Source organism: Lysinibacillus sp. NPDC097868 (assembly GCF_044761135.1).
In the GTDB taxonomy this organism is placed as follows: Bacteria; Bacillota; Bacilli; order Bacillales_A; family Planococcaceae; genus Lysinibacillus.
Genome location: NZ_JBIWBS010000001.1, coordinates 2449402 through 2465494 on the forward strand (window position 1 = coordinate 2449402; position 16093 = coordinate 2465494).

19 protein-coding genes are annotated in these 16093 nt (G+C 40.0%); 3 read left to right on the forward strand and 16 right to left on the reverse strand.

What is annotated here, in order from left to right; all coding sequences use genetic code 11:
* Positions 1-67 precede the first annotated feature (67 nt).
* Together scpB and ACIQXJ_RS12165 are read right to left on the reverse strand one after the other, a co-directional pair.
* Entirely contained in the window at positions 68-661 is a 594-nt protein-coding gene (gene scpB, locus ACIQXJ_RS12160; RefSeq protein ID WP_403054904.1) for an SMC-Scp complex subunit ScpB, read from the reverse strand.
* Positions 633-1412, reverse strand: a complete 780-nt coding sequence (locus tag ACIQXJ_RS12165) for a segregation/condensation protein A (RefSeq protein WP_403053830.1) — start codon at positions 1410-1412, stop codon at positions 633-635. Before ACIQXJ_RS12165 ends, scpB begins: the two co-directional genes overlap by 29 nt.
* A gap of 55 nt (positions 1413-1467) precedes the next feature.
* Between ACIQXJ_RS12165 and ACIQXJ_RS12170 the strand changes: the two genes are divergently transcribed.
* The gene (locus ACIQXJ_RS12170; protein ID WP_403053833.1) at positions 1468-1971 is read left to right on the forward strand and encodes a DUF309 domain-containing protein; all 504 of its coding nucleotides are present in this window, start codon (positions 1468-1470) and stop codon (positions 1969-1971) included.
* On the opposite strand, the gene ACIQXJ_RS12175 is transcribed toward ACIQXJ_RS12170, so the two are convergent.
* The 12 genes from ACIQXJ_RS12175 to ACIQXJ_RS12230 form a co-directional block, all read right to left on the reverse strand.
* Positions 1968-2339, reverse strand: coding sequence for a GNAT family N-acetyltransferase (locus ACIQXJ_RS12175; protein ID WP_403053835.1), 372 nt, complete (start codon positions 2337-2339; stop codon positions 1968-1970). The genes ACIQXJ_RS12170 and ACIQXJ_RS12175 overlap by 4 nt on opposite strands.
* 199 nt (positions 2340-2538) lie before the next feature.
* Entirely contained in the window at positions 2539-3858 is a 1320-nt protein-coding gene (gene lysA / locus ACIQXJ_RS12180; protein WP_340825537.1) for a diaminopimelate decarboxylase, read from the reverse strand.
* A gap of 224 nt (positions 3859-4082) precedes the next feature.
* Positions 4083-5525: a spore germination protein gene (locus ACIQXJ_RS12185; protein ID WP_403053838.1), complete on the reverse strand. Its 1443-nt coding sequence runs from the start codon at positions 5523-5525 to the stop codon at positions 4083-4085.
* A 15-nt stretch (positions 5526-5540) separates the two neighbouring features.
* Positions 5541-6329 (reverse strand): SigF/SigG family RNA polymerase sporulation sigma factor, encoded by a 789-nt coding sequence (locus tag ACIQXJ_RS12190; protein WP_337981793.1) that lies wholly within the window; start codon positions 6327-6329, stop codon positions 5541-5543.
* Between the two features lie 10 nt (positions 6330-6339).
* Positions 6340-6780, reverse strand: a complete 441-nt coding sequence (spoIIAB, locus tag ACIQXJ_RS12195; protein WP_173478263.1) for an anti-sigma F factor — start codon at positions 6778-6780, stop codon at positions 6340-6342.
* The gene (gene spoIIAA / locus ACIQXJ_RS12200) at positions 6773-7126 is read right to left on the reverse strand and encodes an anti-sigma F factor antagonist (RefSeq protein ID WP_024361503.1); all 354 of its coding nucleotides are present in this window, start codon (positions 7124-7126) and stop codon (positions 6773-6775) included. The genes spoIIAB and spoIIAA overlap by 8 nt, the downstream gene beginning before the upstream one ends.
* Positions 7127-7559: 433 nt before the next feature.
* A complete protein-coding gene (locus ACIQXJ_RS12205) occupies positions 7560-8810 on the reverse strand; it encodes a thymidine phosphorylase (protein WP_403053841.1) in 1251 nt (416 codons plus the stop codon).
* Between the two features lie 13 nt (positions 8811-8823).
* Positions 8824-10005, reverse strand: coding sequence for a phosphopentomutase (gene deoB, locus ACIQXJ_RS12210; protein ID WP_403053844.1), 1182 nt, complete (start codon positions 10003-10005; stop codon positions 8824-8826).
* 132 nt (positions 10006-10137) lie between these two features.
* Positions 10138-11040 (reverse strand): site-specific tyrosine recombinase XerD, encoded by a 903-nt coding sequence (gene xerD / locus ACIQXJ_RS12215; RefSeq protein ID WP_340825542.1) that lies wholly within the window; start codon positions 11038-11040, stop codon positions 10138-10140.
* 175 nt (positions 11041-11215) lie between these two features.
* Positions 11216-11680, reverse strand: a complete 465-nt coding sequence (fur, locus tag ACIQXJ_RS12220) for a ferric iron uptake transcriptional regulator (RefSeq protein WP_340825543.1) — start codon at positions 11678-11680, stop codon at positions 11216-11218.
* A 99-nt stretch (positions 11681-11779) separates the two neighbouring features.
* Entirely contained in the window at positions 11780-12292 is a 513-nt protein-coding gene (locus ACIQXJ_RS12225; protein WP_401008750.1) for a hypothetical protein, read from the reverse strand.
* A 65-nt stretch (positions 12293-12357) separates the two neighbouring features.
* The gene (locus ACIQXJ_RS12230; RefSeq protein WP_403053847.1) at positions 12358-12903 is read right to left on the reverse strand and encodes an NUDIX domain-containing protein; all 546 of its coding nucleotides are present in this window, start codon (positions 12901-12903) and stop codon (positions 12358-12360) included.
* Between the two features lie 76 nt (positions 12904-12979).
* On the opposite strand from ACIQXJ_RS12230, the gene ACIQXJ_RS12235 reads away from it, so the two are divergent.
* Together ACIQXJ_RS12235 and ACIQXJ_RS12240 are read left to right on the forward strand one after the other, a co-directional pair.
* Complete coding sequence (locus ACIQXJ_RS12235) at positions 12980-13879, forward strand: aldo/keto reductase (RefSeq protein WP_403053849.1); 900 nt, start codon at positions 12980-12982, stop codon at positions 13877-13879.
* Positions 13876-14340: a VanZ family protein gene (locus ACIQXJ_RS12240; protein ID WP_403053852.1), complete on the forward strand. Its 465-nt coding sequence runs from the start codon at positions 13876-13878 to the stop codon at positions 14338-14340. The genes ACIQXJ_RS12235 and ACIQXJ_RS12240 overlap by 4 nt, the downstream gene beginning before the upstream one ends.
* A gap of 141 nt (positions 14341-14481) precedes the next feature.
* On the opposite strand, the gene ACIQXJ_RS12245 is transcribed toward ACIQXJ_RS12240, so the two are convergent.
* Together ACIQXJ_RS12245 and ACIQXJ_RS12250 are read right to left on the reverse strand one after the other, a co-directional pair.
* Positions 14482-14748 (reverse strand): YqkE family protein, encoded by a 267-nt coding sequence (locus ACIQXJ_RS12245; protein ID WP_401008758.1) that lies wholly within the window; start codon positions 14746-14748, stop codon positions 14482-14484.
* 22 nt (positions 14749-14770) lie between these two features.
* A complete protein-coding gene (locus ACIQXJ_RS12250; protein ID WP_403053855.1) occupies positions 14771-15955 on the reverse strand; it encodes an acetyl-CoA C-acetyltransferase in 1185 nt (394 codons plus the stop codon).
* Between the last annotated feature and the right edge of the window lie 138 nt (positions 15956-16093).

Genomic DNA, 16093 nt, shown 5'->3' on the forward strand with positions numbered 1-16093 from the left:
TTATTATAAGTGATAGATAAGTATAACTATTAAACTAAAAAGGAAAGCGACCAGCACATTTCCTCCATTACTTAACGCCGTTAAAAGTTTCTTGGAATTTGGTCATAAATAAATCCGTTTCTTGCTCTGGATCTCCATTTTCCTCCTCAGGTAATGGAGGCATTTCTTCAATACTATTTAAACCAAAGTAGTTTAAGAACTCTTTCGTTGTGCCATATAAAATAGCACGTCCAGTTCCCTCTGAACGTCCAACCTCTTTCACTAGCCCTCTGGAAGCGAGTGTTTGCAGTGGACGTTCACATTTTACGCCTCGTAAATCTTCAATTGCCACCCTTGTAATAGGTTGTTTATAGGCCACTATTGCCAATACTTCTAAGGACGCCTGAGACAATGATTGTGCAGTCGGATTCTCTACTAATTTTTGAATCGTATCTGCAAGCTCTGGCTTTGTAATTAACTGGTAAACACCAGCCATTTCTTTAATTGTAATTCCTCTATTTTCATCATCGTCAAATGCTGTACGTAATGCATCCATAGCTTGTGCAACAACTTCTTCTGCATCACCAAGTAAGTGTGCTAATTGCTTAATCGTTAAGCCATCATCTCCCACAACAAATAATAAAGCTTCAATTCTACTTTGTAGGATCATTGTTTTCGTCATCATCCCATTCCTCCTTCTGTAATGTGACCGTTAGTTCTTCAAAATTACCGTCTTGCTCTACAATAACAATCTGACGTTTCATCAGTTCAAGCAGTGATAGAAACGTTAAAATTAGTGTTGGTTTATCTTCATAGGGAAAAAGCTCGAAAAATGATGCACGTCCACCTGTGGAACGTAAGGAATTCACAACAGAACGCATTTGATCTTTAACTGAGCGTTCCTGCCTCGTGATAGTTGTTTTCAATGGCTTTTTTAATTTTTTTCTGCGCATCAGCTTTTGGAAGGCACCAAGCATATCATATATATTGACATTCATATCGAACAACGCCATTTGCTCATCTGATGCCAATCCCGAAAGATCTGTAGGTGGTCTTGTAAACACCTGCGCTCTATCTGATTCAAGCTCCTGTAGGTTGCCTGCCGCTTCTTTATATTTTTTATACTCTATTAAACGTTGTACCAGTTCCTCACGAGGGTCAGGTCCATCGACTTCAATTTCCGCATCATCTAGCTCTCCTTCATGTATAGGTAAGAGCATACGACTTTTAATGGCTAAGAGTGTAGCAGCCATCACTAAATACTCACTCGCCTCATTTAATTCCAGTACCTGCATTGCATGGATATGATCTATATATTGTTGCGTAATTTCAGCCATTGGAATATCATAGATATCAATTTCCAATCTGTGAATTAAGTGCAATAATAAATCAAGAGGTCCTGAAAAGGCTTCTAATTTTACTTCATAAGACATTATTTTACCACCCTGATATTCAATGTTCTTTTAGTATAGTTGAAAGGAGTCCAAAATGCATCCACAGCACCATACTTTATTTATTGATTACTGTGCCTATTTCAATGGCAATGGGGATTTTTTTGAATGCCATGAAGTACTCGAGGAATATTGGAAGGACATCGCGCCTGGCAATAAAAACCATCCTCTTGTAGGTTACGTTCAATTAGCGACAGGTTTATATCATTGGCGTCGCGGCAACGCAACAGGTGCTTTCAAAATCCTACATAAAGCACTCAATAATTTTCAACTCAATAAAGGAAATGTGTTTTTTCATGAAATAGACTACACAATGCTTATCACACAATTAACCGAAACACTAAACAATATTCAAATGGGCAATTCCTTTCAAGCGTTTCAATTACCACTAATGCCCGCTTTACATGATTTAGTGATGGCGCGCATACTACTTTTACCGGAAAGTAGCTCTGATTATCTTCTTCATAAACATATGCTTCGTGATCGCTCACATATTCTTGCTGAACGACAAGAAAGCAAACAAAGAAAAAGCAGACGTTAATTTTCGTCTGCTTTTTCTTCATTACATTGTATACATTTTTGAACAAATTCACGCGTTTCATCCGTTGCACGCACATGTTCGTATTGGCCAAGATCTGCTACTTCTTGTAGCATTTCCTTTGCCACACCTTCACCTCTATAAGATGGAACTACAGAAACGTGCTGAATAGTTGCTGTGTTATTGTCTACTACAAGCCCGACGATACCAACATACTCATCGTTCTTTTTCCATAAATATAATACCCAATTCTCATCATTTTCATAGGATTGGATTGTCTCTGTGAGCTTTTTAATGTCTTTTTCGTTAGGCATAAACGAGAGTAGCCCCATTGCTATTTTCTCGAAAGCTTTTTTATATCGAATTAACATATTTGTCTATTCCCTCTTTTTCTAGCTGTACATAATCTTTGACTATCCTACACGATTTGTACTATTACCGCAAGCCAATTTCTGTCTTACGAACCAGGGCCGAGAATACCTTTTGATGCTAACACCCAATAGACAACGCCCCACAATAAAATAAAAGTCGTCATGGACGCTAATAATACCCATTTATTTTTTCTCAAATTCATTCACCCTTTTTTAACGTTAACGGGAGATCATTTTGTACAATATCTTCATAACTTTCACGTTTAATGGCTAATTGGTGCTGTCCATTTTCTACAAATACCACTGCTGGACGTGGTACACGATTGTAGTTGCTCGCCATCGAATAGCCATATGCCCCTGTACAGAAGATTGCTAGTACATCACCTGAAGCTGCTTCTTGTAATTTTGCATCGATAATCAATTTATCGCCCGATTCACAAAGTTTTCCAGCTACAGTGTACGTTTCTTCTTTTGGTGCATTGGCTTTACTCGCAATGACCGCCTCGTATTTCGCATCGTAAAGTGCAGGACGAATATTATCACTCATTCCACCATCAACTGCAATGTAGTTCCGTACATCTGGTACTGTTTTTTGAGAACCTATTGTATAAAGTGATGTTCCTGCATCGCCAACCAGTGAACGACCTGGTTCAATCCAGATTTCTGGCATCGTTAGCCCAAGTACCGTTGCTTTATTTTTCACAACTGTAATCATATCCTCAACATATACTTGCGGCTCAAGCGGTGCGTCTTCTTCTGTATAGCGAATACCAAAGCCCCCACCTAAGTTTAACACAGTGCACGTAAAACCGTGAGTCTTGTTCCAGTTAGAAATCTTGTCGATTAATTTTTCTCCCGCTAAACCAAAGCCAGCTGTATCAAAAATTTGAGAGCCTATATGGCAATGTAAGCCCAAAAGCTGTAAGTATTCATGTTTAAATGTTTGCTCGAATGCTTCATCTGCTTGGCCATTGTTTAAGTCAAAGCCAAATTTAGAATCAGCTTGCCCTGTCGTAATGAAATCATGTGTATGTGCCTCAACACCTGGTGTGACACGTAACAAAATACGCATGTTTTGCTGACGGCGCTCTGAAATTTCTTTTAAAAGCTTAATTTCATAGAAGTTATCTACTACAATACAACCAATTTTTGAGTCAAAGGCTAGCTCTAATTCGGCAATACTCTTATTATTGCCATGGAAGTGAATGCGCTCTGCAGGGAATCCAGCTTTTAATGCTGTAAATAGCTCCCCTCCAGAGACAACATCCAATGATAGATTTTCCTCTGCTGCTAATTGATACACCGCTACACATGCAAATGCTTTTGAAGCATAAGCTACTTCTGCCTTTACACCTAGTTTTTTAAATGTATCGATAAAGCTGCGTGCACGCTTACGAATAAGCGCTGTATCGTACACAAAAAGTGGTGTACCGTATACTTTTGCAAGCTCTAATGTGTCTACTTGTCCTATTGTTAAATGTCCATCTTCAGAAATCGCTTGTGTTCCATATAAATGCATTTGCATCTCTCCCTTTTCACGTCTCCATTTTGTGACCATTGCACCTCGTGGTGTATCCAAAAACTTAGTTTTTGAAATCATCCTATCGAGGTATTATCTTTTACTAGCATGTAAATGGCTCATTGTTCATACCATTTAGGCATGCTACCAAAAATAATTTTTGCAAAAATCGCAAAATACTATAGGTGAACTTTATCACATGAAAAAAGTGAGTGCAACGGCTCCTATGATCTTTTTCGCTGTTTGGAATCGACGACAAAAGGTCTTAATGCATCCGACGTCATTGGGAAACGAATAATTACCCGAAGCATCGCCGTCGGGAAAAATGGCACGAGTGGCCATAAATACGGCGCTTGTAACGGACGTAATGAACATAAATACGTAAATAATATAAATACCCCAATGAATAATCCATCCGCCCCCCAAATACCTGTCATAAGGAGCAAGAAAATTCTAAAGAGCTTAATGGAAATACTTAGCTCATAAGATGGAATAATGAATGTAAATATGGCTCCCACCGCTGTATATAACACAACTTCCGATGAGAAAACGCCAACATCAATCGCGATTTGTCCAATGATTACCCCTGCTACTAATCCCATTGCAGTGGACAATGGCGTAGGGGTATGAATGGCGGCCATCCTTAAAAATTCAATCCCTATATCAGCTATTAGAATTTGCAGTAATATTGGGATATGTGATTTTTCCTGACTACCTAAATAGGATAAGGCATCCGGTAATAACGATTCGTTCGTTACAAACAAATACCATAATGGTAATAATAGTAAACCCATAATCGTCCCGAAATAACGCATAAAACGAACAAATGTCCCAACAATTGGCGCTTGTCTGTATTCTTCAGCGTGCTGCAATAAATGAAAAATTGTTATAGGTACTAAAATAACAGAAGGTGAAGTATCCACCATGATGGCCACATGCCCCTCTAATAAATGAGCAGCGACAATGTCGGGTCGTTCTGTATAGCGTACAAATGGTATTGGGTGAAACTTTTGCTTAAATAGCCATTCCTCAAGAGATTTATCCGCCATCGTCAAACCATCATGGTTAATTTGACCAAGACGCTGTCGCAATTTATCGAGCATTTCCTCATTTGCAATATCCTTCATAAACGCAATTGCGACATCGGTTTGACCGATTTTGGATATTTTATGTAGCTCGAAACGTAAATTACTGTTGCGAATGCGTCGACGCACTAAAGCTGTATTTTGTGAAATCCCTTCCGTAAAGCCATCCCTTGAACCACGTATTACCTTTTCATTATCAGGCTCCTCTGGTGAGCGCCCTGGATAATTTCGCAGCTCAGCAACATAACAGTAACCACTTTGAGTGATAAATGTGACTTGTCCACTTAAAATGGCGAGCAAATAGGCTTTACGCTCTGTTTCTTCAGAACGACCATGAAAATTGAAAATTGTTTCAAAATATTCTTTCTCATCGTCAATTTCGATGTCTTCTTCAGGTAACATACTAGATAGTAACTGTGTTAGAGCTTCCCCGTCTACAAGTCCACTAATATATGCACAAAGAACCGGCAAATCTTTGACAAATAAATGCTTAATTCCAACGTCAAATGATTCGCCGTCCCCAAATTGCTCTTTAAGAAAATCTTCGGCTTCTTCTAAGCTGTTAAATAATTTATTTGTCATGGTGTCACCATTTTCTTAGATATCTTTTTCTACTCCATGTTCAACTGTGGCACTCGTGGCCATCCAGCTTTTTAACTGCGCTAAAATCTTTTTCTCTAAACGAGATACTTGTACTTGTGAAATACCAAGCCTGTTGGCAATTTCAGTTTGTGTACAGTCTGAAAAATATCGTAAATAAATAATGGATTGCTCTCTAGGATCTAATCTTGTAAGCACTTCTTTGAGCGGAATATATTCAAATGGTTGCTCAGATTTTTCATCCTTCATTTGGTCCATTAACGTAATGGAATCCCCTTCACTTTCATACAATTGCTCATGTAAGGAAGCAGGATCCCGTAAAGCATCCGATGCAGTTACGATTTCCTCCGTCGTAACTCCAAGTACTTGTGCTAAATCTTGAATGGTCGGTGGATGCTCATTGTTCTTAATAAATTCATCAGTTGCATGGCGTATTTTAAAGTTGAGCTCACGAATAGATCGACTAACCTTCACCATGCCATCATCTCTTAAGAAGCGCTGTATTTCGCCGATAATCATCGGCACCGCATATGTGGAAAACTTCACATCATATGCTAAATCAAACTTATCTACAGATTTCATAAGCCCTATACAGCCAATTTGAAATAAATCTTCGAGCTCCACGCCCCTTGTAGTAAAGCGTTGGACGATGGACCATACAAGTCTCGTATTCCCCTCAATCATTCGTTTACGAGCTTCATGGTCGCCCTGTTGTGAACGCGCAATTAAATCACGCATTTCCTCCTGTGACAAAAGCTTATCGGACGACTGTTCTATCGGCTTCACGATAGCAACCTCACATTACCGCCGTGCGAACCGAGTAAAATTTTTTCGTAAACGTTACAGTTGTACCTTGTTGCCATTGAGACATTACTGTCAGCTGATCTGAAAAGCTATCCATAATTGTAAAGCCCATTCCGGAACGCTCCATTGCACTTTTCGTTGTAAACAAAGGTTCCATTGCTTGACTCACATCAGCAATACCAACCCCTTTATCCATTACAGACACGGTTACAATATCATCCTCACGCTTTGCATGAACTGTAACAACACCTTTGCCATCCTCTTCGTAACCGTGGATAATCGCATTGGAAACAGCTTCCGAGACAACTGTTTTAAATTCTGATAGCTCATCAATTGTTGGGTCTAATTGTGCGATAAAGCCCGTAATAGCCACACGTGCCAAAGCTTCATTTTCGCTAATTGCTAAAAAAGTTAATGTCATTTCGTTATCCATTTACAATCCCCCTAACTCGATCAATCGCTTCTTCCTCTGTTGCATCCATCATCCACGGACCTAAACCTGAAAATTGAAATACTTTTCGCATTGTCGGCGATGGATTCAATAAAATCGTTCTTCCAGCCACTGCCTCTAATTCACGCATTCGACCAAGCACAAGGCCTACACCCGAACTATCCATAAACGATAGTCGCTCAAAATTCCAAATGATGGTCGTTACAGCGCCTTGAAAAATTGCTGTAGAAATTTTAGCCCGAATTTGCTCAACTGCATGATGATCGAGCTCACCAAATAAACGTATAACCACTGTCTCTCTCGTTACCATTTCTAATTGAAAATGCATGAACATCGCCTCCTCCTCGTGCAATTCCACATTCCATCTGACAAATCCTTGCTGTTGACATAACTAGTGCCAAGTCCCTCGAAATAGTGTAAAATCGACATTCTTATTGCTTTTAGGTTAAGTGCAGTATGGGATAAATAAGAAAGTTTTAAACGTGGTCTACATATTTTGTAAGTGTAACTGCGTCGGAGGATTTTTTTATGTAGTTATTTAGTAAAATAGTTACCGAACAACAAAAAAAAGTGATAGATTGACTAAAGTCAATCTATCACTTTTACGCTGTCGTTGATGTCCGCTACGACGTGCGTTTTCCACGGGCAAACTGTAAGCCGCAACCGTCGCTATCGCGTCGCCAGTTGCGTCTTATGATGCGTGCTTCCCACAGGAGTCATCGCCTTCGCTACCATCAACTAATGTATTCTTCTATTTTTACTTAAGCAATTGTATAAGCTTGCTGTACTTTATCGACTGTTTCCTCATTGATTTCACTGTTTGAATACAGATAAGCAATCGTTTCCCCAGCTGTTACACGGTCACCTTTTTTTGCTACTAGTTGAATGCCCGCATCATAATCTAGTGCGGATTCCTTCGTTAAGCGGCCTGCACCAAGACTAACGCTTGCTTCACCAATCATCAATGCATTAATAGACTCTACAACGCCTTCTGACGCTGCTGTTACAGCAATCTTATGAGCCGTATCATTTTGCACAATATCCGCTAAATCTCCGCCTTGTGCCACTATAAATTCCTCAAACTTAGCGACTGCTGAGCCGTCCTCTAACACTTTCTTAACTGCCGCTACCGCTGTTGTTTCATCCACTCCTGCTGCAATCTGATACATAAGTGAAGAAATAATGATGCACTCCTCAAGTAAATCAGCGTGTGTCTCTTCTAAGCGACCACTTAGTAAGGCATATGCCTCCACTACTTCAAGCTTATTACCAATCATTTTTCCTAGTGGATTATCCATATCACTAATATGTGCGACTACTTTACGCCCTAGTTTTTCACCAATCGCTGTCATCGCCTCAGCTAATTTTTTAGCCTCTTCTTCAGTTTTCATAAATGCGCCAGAGCCACATTTAACATCTAATACAATGCCATCTGCGCCACTTGCAATTTTTTTACTCATAATAGACGCAGCAATTAACGGAATAGAATCGACAGTACCCGTTACATCACGCAATGCATAAAGTTTTTTGTCTGCTGGCACGAGATTACCTGTTTGACCAGCAACAGCAATTTTATGTTTATTGACATTATCAATGAATTCTTGTGAAGACAGCTCTGTTTTTAAGCCTCGAATCGATTCTAGTTTGTCAATTGTACCACCTGTAATACCCAGGCCTTTACCACTAAACTTCGCCACTGGAATGCCTAGTGAAGCAATGATCGGTGTTACGATTAACGTTACTTTGTCACCGACACCACCTGTTGAATGCTTATCAATTTTAAAGCCTTCAATCGAAGTTAAATCAATGACATCTCCTGATTCAATCATTGCCTTCGTTAAATAAAAAGTTTCTTCATCTGTCATGCCAATTAAGCGAATGGCCATTAGCAAAGAGCTTGCCTGATAATCAGGAATAGATCCTGTGGTATAGCCTTCAACAAAGTATTGAATTTCTGCCTGTGAAAGCTCCTTACCTTGTTTTTTCTTTTCAAATAGTTGCACCATATTCATGAAAAATTCCTCCTTATTTTAAATCTTTTAAGAAACTTTTACCGAATGGTGGTGCTTCTACATTGAAGTTTTCAGCAACAGTTGCGGCAATATCTGCAAAAGTCTCACGTAGAGCTAGCTCGCTACCACCTTTAAAACGTGGTGAATAGATAATTAGTGGTACGTATTCACGTGTATGATCTGTGCCAGGGAATGTCGGATCATTTCCGTGGTCAGCTGTAATCATAAGTAAGTCATCTTCTGTCATTGCCTCTAAAATTTCAGGAAGGCGTGCATCAAATTCTTGTAGTGCATTGCCATAGCCAAGTGGATCACGTCGATGTCCAAAATTCGCATCAAAATCTACTAAATTTAAGAAGCTTATCCCGTGGAAATCACGTCGTGCAACCGCTGCAAATTGATCCATACCGTCCATATTATTTTTTGTTCGAACTGCATCAGTGACACCTTCACCATTGAAAATATCAGAAATTTTACCGATAGCGATTACGTCTAACCCTGCATCCTTTAATGAATTCATCGTTGTGCGACCAAATGGCTTTAACGCATAATCATGACGATTTGGCGTACGCGTAAAGTTACCTGGTGTACCAATAAATGGTCGTGCAATAACGCGCCCTACTAAGTACTCTGGCTGCAATGTTAACTCACGTGCAATTTCACAAATTTTATATAGCTCATCAAGTGGAATGATTTCTTCATGTGCAGCAATTTGTAATACAGGATCTGCAGATGTGTAGACAATGATTGCTCCTGTGTCCATATGTTCCTGCCCAAAATCATCAATAACTTGTGTGCCACTTGCTGGTTTATTGCATAGTACTTTTCGACCTGTACGTTGTTCAAGTTCCTCAATAAGTTCAGCTGGGAATCCTTCTGGATACACTTTAAACGGTTTATCAATGTTAAGACCCATAATCTCCCAGTGACCTGTCATTGTGTCTTTCCCAACAGATGCTTCCTGCATTTTACCGTAGTATGCTTTTGGCGCATCTACTGCTTGCATTCCTTGAAGTGGCTCAATATTTGCTAAGCCAAACGATTCCATAACGGGCATTGTAAGCCCATTCATTTTTTCAGCGATATGGCCTAATGTATGTGCGCCTACATCTCCGAATTTAGCTGCGTCTGGTGCCTCACCAATCCCAACTGAATCCATTACAACGACATGGATTTTTTTAAATGGTTTATTCATAATTGTTGCCTCCTAATCTCACGACTCCATTTTACCAAAAACAAGCTAAAGGATAAAGGTCAGACATCCGACTAAGATAAATATTTATTCTTTTATACGGGAAGAGACTCTATCCATCACTTATTTTTTATGTTAAGCACGTGGATGGTACTGCTTATATACCTCAGAAAGTCTCGTTTTACTAATATGCGTATAAATTTGGGTTGTAGAAATATCTGCATGACCTAGCATCTCCTGCACTGCACGTAAATCAGCTCCATTTTCCACTAAATGGGTAGCAAAAGAATGACGTAAAGTATGCGGTGTAAGCTCATGCTGGATGCCTGCCTTTAATGCGTGCTCCTTCATTAATTTCCAACAACCTTGTCTAGTTAAACGTTTTCCACGTTGATTTATAAAAAATGCATCTGTTTTTGGATATTTCCCTTGTAATGTTCCTCTTGCGCCATCTAAATAAACACTTAAAGCAGAAAGGGCGCTTTTTCCTAGTGGAATGATGCGTTCCTTGCCTCCCTTTCCAAAAACACGTACAAAGCCCATTGTCAAATGAATATCAGCCAAATCAAGTGCAATCAGCTCACTAATACGCATACCAGAGCCATATAGCAGCTCTAGCATCGCCACATCACGAATACCTTGTGGCTTACTGCGGTTCGGCGCTGTCAGTAAAGCTTCAATTTCTTCAATTGAAAGGATATTCGGAAGTTTTTGTTCAATCGTTGGCATTTCTAAATGGACTGTTGGATCTGATTCTGTTCGCTTTTCTCGAAGTAAAAATTGGTGGAAACTACGAATGGATGAAATATGGCGCGCAACAGTACGGCTTGTCTTTCCTTGCATACGTAGTTGCTCTAAATGACGTAATATAGTTGTCCGTTCAACATGGCGAAAATCAGTCATCCCTTCAGCTTCTTGCAAAAAATGTACATAGTTTTCTAAGTCTCGGCGATAGGATGCTAATGTATTAACGGACAATTGCCGCTCTACCTGGATAAAATGGATATAATCCTCTATTGCATATTGAAATTCATTCATCACAACGCCCCCTCACTGTCAATTATTCTCTATTTTAGCACGCCTATAAAAAAAGTGCGAAAGGGCTCACTTCAATCGAATTGACTAGTTTAATAGAAAGTCCAAGCAAACGAATGAAAAAACAAAAAACTGCCTAATGCAATCTATACGTAAGATTTCATCAGACAGTTCTTTGTTATTGTTCTTCATTCGTTTCGTCGGTTTTATCATGACAACGCCAGCAAATACCGTGGAAAGTTAGTCGGTGATCTTTTATAATAAAGTTCCAACGTTTCTCAACAACGGCTTCCACATCCTCAAGTAAATCTTCTTGAATTTCATCTACAGCACCGCACTCGATACAAACTAGATGATGGTGGAAATGTGCAGCTCCTTCTTGGCGCAAATCATAGCGTGATACGCCATCGCCAAAGTTGATTTTATCGACGATTTTAAGCTCTGTTAGTAATTCTAATGTTCTATAAACAGTAGCCAGACCAATTTCAGGTGCCTTATCTTTTACTAAAAGATAGACATCCTCTGCACTTAAGTGGTCCTCTTCGTGCTCTAGCAAAACAGCAACTGTTGCTTCTCGCTGCGGCGTCAGCTTATAACTAGCACTATGCAACTGTTTTTTGATACGATCAATACGGCTTTCCATGTGACGCCCCCCTAAACTCATTTCATTATACCAAAGGAGTAAATCCTATTACAAGATAGTGATTAGATTTCAAATGCATTTATGCTTTTAGCTGTTTCTTCACTTGAGTACATACGATATTACGATAAACTCAGCAACTATTATGATGAAAAAAGCGATAAAATTCAACAAAATTGTCCGTCCATTCATCTTTTTCCCGATTTTTCGCTTCGACCAGGCGGGTACAAGTAAATTACATAATACTAGCAACAATATACAATAGATAAGCTGAAATGGAAACCACCAAATCGTATATAGCCAAAACGCCTCAAGTTTTTGCAGTAAAAATACGGAGCTAAATCCAAAAAAAGTTGCGCGCATTGCGACTGTAACACGTACTAAAACTTTCAAGACACTATGTGTAGCAAGTAACAATATAATTCCGACTGAAGCGGCGACAGGAAGCACTAAACGAAAAATAGATTGCCTGTCCACATCTGCTAAACGAGGTTCTATAAATAAAATAAAAGGCTCTGCATTCGCCCCTCCAATAATATGAAAGCAGATGACGCCACAAACGAAGCTCACTGCAACAATTGATGCGTGATAAAATAGAGAAACCGTACGAGACATTAGCATGCTCCTTTTCTATCAAGGTTTTTACAGCTTATGCTCGTCCGCTTCTATTATGCTAAACTTTATTTATCTTGTTGCAACGCAAACCAAAGTACGGCAAACGCTGTCTTCGCGTCATATATACGCCCATCAGCTACCATCGCTTGTGCCTCTTCCAACGAAACTTCTAGTAATTCGACAAATTCATCTTCATCTAGTTCTGCTCTATTTTCAATCTGATATAAATCTGTCCCTACAAATAGATGAATCACTTCATCCGCAAAGCCTGGTGAAGTGGCAAATGCTTGTAAATACTCGAATCGATGTGCACCATAGCCTGTCTCTTCTTCTAGTTCTCGACGAGCAGTATGGATTGGTTCCTCACCTATTTCAAGTTTACCAGCAGGAATTTCTACAATAGAACGCTCAAGCGCTTTACGATATTGCTCAACCATAACGAGCTTGCCTTCGTTGGTAATGGCAATGATTGCTACTGCTCCTGGGTGCTTAATAATTTCACGCTTAGCCGACTTACCATTTGGTAATGTGACATCATCGACCTGTAACTTAACGATTTTCCCATCATAAATTGATGTCGTTTTTGTCGTTTTTTCTTCAAACTTTTTCATTGCCCATAACCTCGCTTGTTCTTCAGATATGTTCATTGTACCATTACAAGTAGAGAAATCGAAGGAGGGCATTCGTATGAAAAAAAGACAGCTCGGCTCAAGTAGTTTATTTATTTCAGAAATTAGCTTAGGAGGTATGTCTCTTTCGACAAGCAAAAATAATGCAGCAGCCATTATCGATATGGCACTAGATGCTGGCATTAATTACATTGACACAGCAGATTTATATGATTTTGGTGCCAACGAACAAATTATTGGTGCCGTTTTAGGAAAACGTCGACAAGATATGATCGTCGCAACTAAAGTAGGCAATCGTTGGTCAGAAGGTGTGGACGGCTGGCATTGGGATGCCTCCCCTACATATATTAAAGACGCCGTGCATCAAAGCCTAAAAAGACTCGGTACAGATTATATTGATGTCTATCAACTACATGGTGGCACGATAGAGGACGATTGGGATGGCATTATTGACACATTTGAGAACTTGAAAAAAGACGGTGTGATTCGAGAATATGGCATTTCCTCGATTCGACCTAATGTACTAAAACGTTTTTTACCAGCTAGCTCGGCAAAAAGTGTCATGATGCAATATAGTGCGTTAGATCGTCGCCCAGAGGAATGGCTAGATTTTATTGCCAGTGAAGGGGCTTCGCTAGTAACACGAGGCACAGTTGCAAAGGGCTTACTAACAAATACTTGGAAAGAGCGCTTGCAACGTGTTAACGGTTATCAAACCTATACAGCAGATGAATTGACAATGACATTAACAGACTTAGCAAAACACTATGAAGATTTGCACGCATTAGGGCTTGCCTTTAATTTGAAGGAACCTACTATTGCTTCAACTGTGATTGGTGCTAGTTCACAGGAACAACTTGCCCAAACACTTACAGCCTACGAAAAAGTCAATTCCATTACTAACTTTGACTTAGCCAACACACTGACAAAAGCGGAACAATACGCAGACCACCGATGAAAAAATGGCTAATTTTACTGCTCCTTTTAGGTATTCTCGCCATTTCCTCTAGCATGAGCTACGAACAACAGTCTATTATTCCTGAGCTTGAGGAACTTTTGGTCAATAAACCTTTTGAAGCACAACTGTCCGTATTAAAAATTCCATATTGGGATACAGTAGTGTCTGTTGAGGAGCGAGGCTACTTTGAATTTGTAGAATTTCTAATTCGAAAGTTTACGCATTTTATAGGTTTTGGATGTATTGCGCTCGGGGTCTACTTTGCTTTGGGAAAACGGCGTTTTGCTGCGGGCGTCGCCATTGTCCTTACCGCTTTGATTGCGATGCTAGATGAATTCCGCCAAAGCTTTACGCCTGGACGAACAATGAACGGGCAAGATGTCCTAGTAGATACAGCGGGAGCTATTGTTTTTATTAGCATCGCCTTAGCCGTGAAGAAAATACGGATGCTTAGAAAATAATTTTTGCTGGGGATATTGGCGATTTAGAGCATTTTTGTGGCGATTTCTATTGCGCTACCCGCGATTCCAAGTATCCTATCAAGATAAACTAAAAAACAGTGAATCTCTATTAAGAGATTCACTGTTTCTACAAAACTAAGACTAAAATTTCGAGCCTTTATCACCGTACTCGTTTAATAATTCTTCAAACGATTTGTTTTTCTCACGTTGCTTGCGCTCAAAGGCTAGCTGTGCTTGACGCTCTTCCTCTGCCGCCTGCTCTTTCGCGGATAAATCTTGTTTTGCAGCTTTTAACTTCGCTAACACATCGCCACCAAGCTGGTCGGCTAATGTAACAGCTTCTTGCTTTGGTAAACTAGCTGTGAAACGATCATCTACACGCTGCTGTTGTTTTCGTTTTTTTCCCATCACTTTCACCTTCTTACTAACATTAAGGGCGTTGAACAACTGTTGCTACACCTTGTCCACCACCGATACACAATGTGGCAAGGCCCGTTTTTGCACCACGCTTCTCCATCTCATGTAGAAGTGTGACTAAAATTCGCGCCCCACTTGCACCAATTGGGTGGCCAAGAGCAATTGCTCCCCCATTTACATTTAGTTTATCATGATTGAAGCTTAATTCGCGATCTACAGCAATTGATTGTGCCGCAAACGCTTCATTCGCTTCAATTAAATCTACATCTTCTAAAGATACATTTGCCTTTGCTAACGCTTTTTTCACCGCAGTTACTGGACCAGTCCCCATAATTGACGGATCTACGCCAGAGCTCGCATTTGCTGAAATTTGTGCCATTGGCTTAATCCCTAACTCTAACGCCTTCGCTTTTGACATCACTACAACTGCTGCTGCACCATCGTTAATACCAGAAGCGTTCGCGGCAGTTACTGAGCCGTCCTTTTTAAATGCAGGGCGCAGCTTTGATAGGGATTCCGCTGTAACGCCCGCACGTGGAAACTCATCTTGATCAAAAATAACAGCATCGCCTTTTCGTTGAGGAATTTCTACAGCAACGATTTCATCATTAAATTTACCAGCAGCAATAGCCGCTTCTGCACGTTGTTGTGAACGTGCTGCAAATGTATCTTGCTCCTCACGTGTAATTTCATACGCATCACATAAATTTTCCGCAGTAATGCCCATATGATAATCATTAAATGCACACCATAATCCATCATGAATCATCGTATCCACGACTTTTTGATCTCCCATGCGGAAGCCTTCACGTGCATTTTTTAATACATACGGTGCTTGGCTCATATTTTCAAAGCCACCTGCTACAATGATGTCAGCATCGCCTGCTACAATTGCCTGTGCTGCTAAATGCACTGCTTTTAAGCCTGAGCCACATACTTTATTAATTGTTAAAGCAGGCACTGTATTTGGTAATCCTGCTGCAATCGATGCTTGACGAGCCGGATTTTGTCCAAGTCCAGCCGATAAAACATTCCCCATAATGACTTCATCGACTTGCTCACCTGCTACGCCAGCGCGCGCTAATGCTTCTTTAATAACGATACTTCCAAGAGTTGTTGCCGGTACATCCTTTAATGTTCCTTGGAATGAACCGATTGCAGTACGCACGGCACTAACAATCACTACCTCGTTTGTCATAATCATTCTCCCCTTTTCCCCGTTCAAAAATCAACACTGCATGCATATGCTACTAGCAGATAACTATATTTTAACAAATATTATGACGATTTTCGATAACGGAAATAATCGTAGTATTTCAAAGGTTGTTGTAAAATG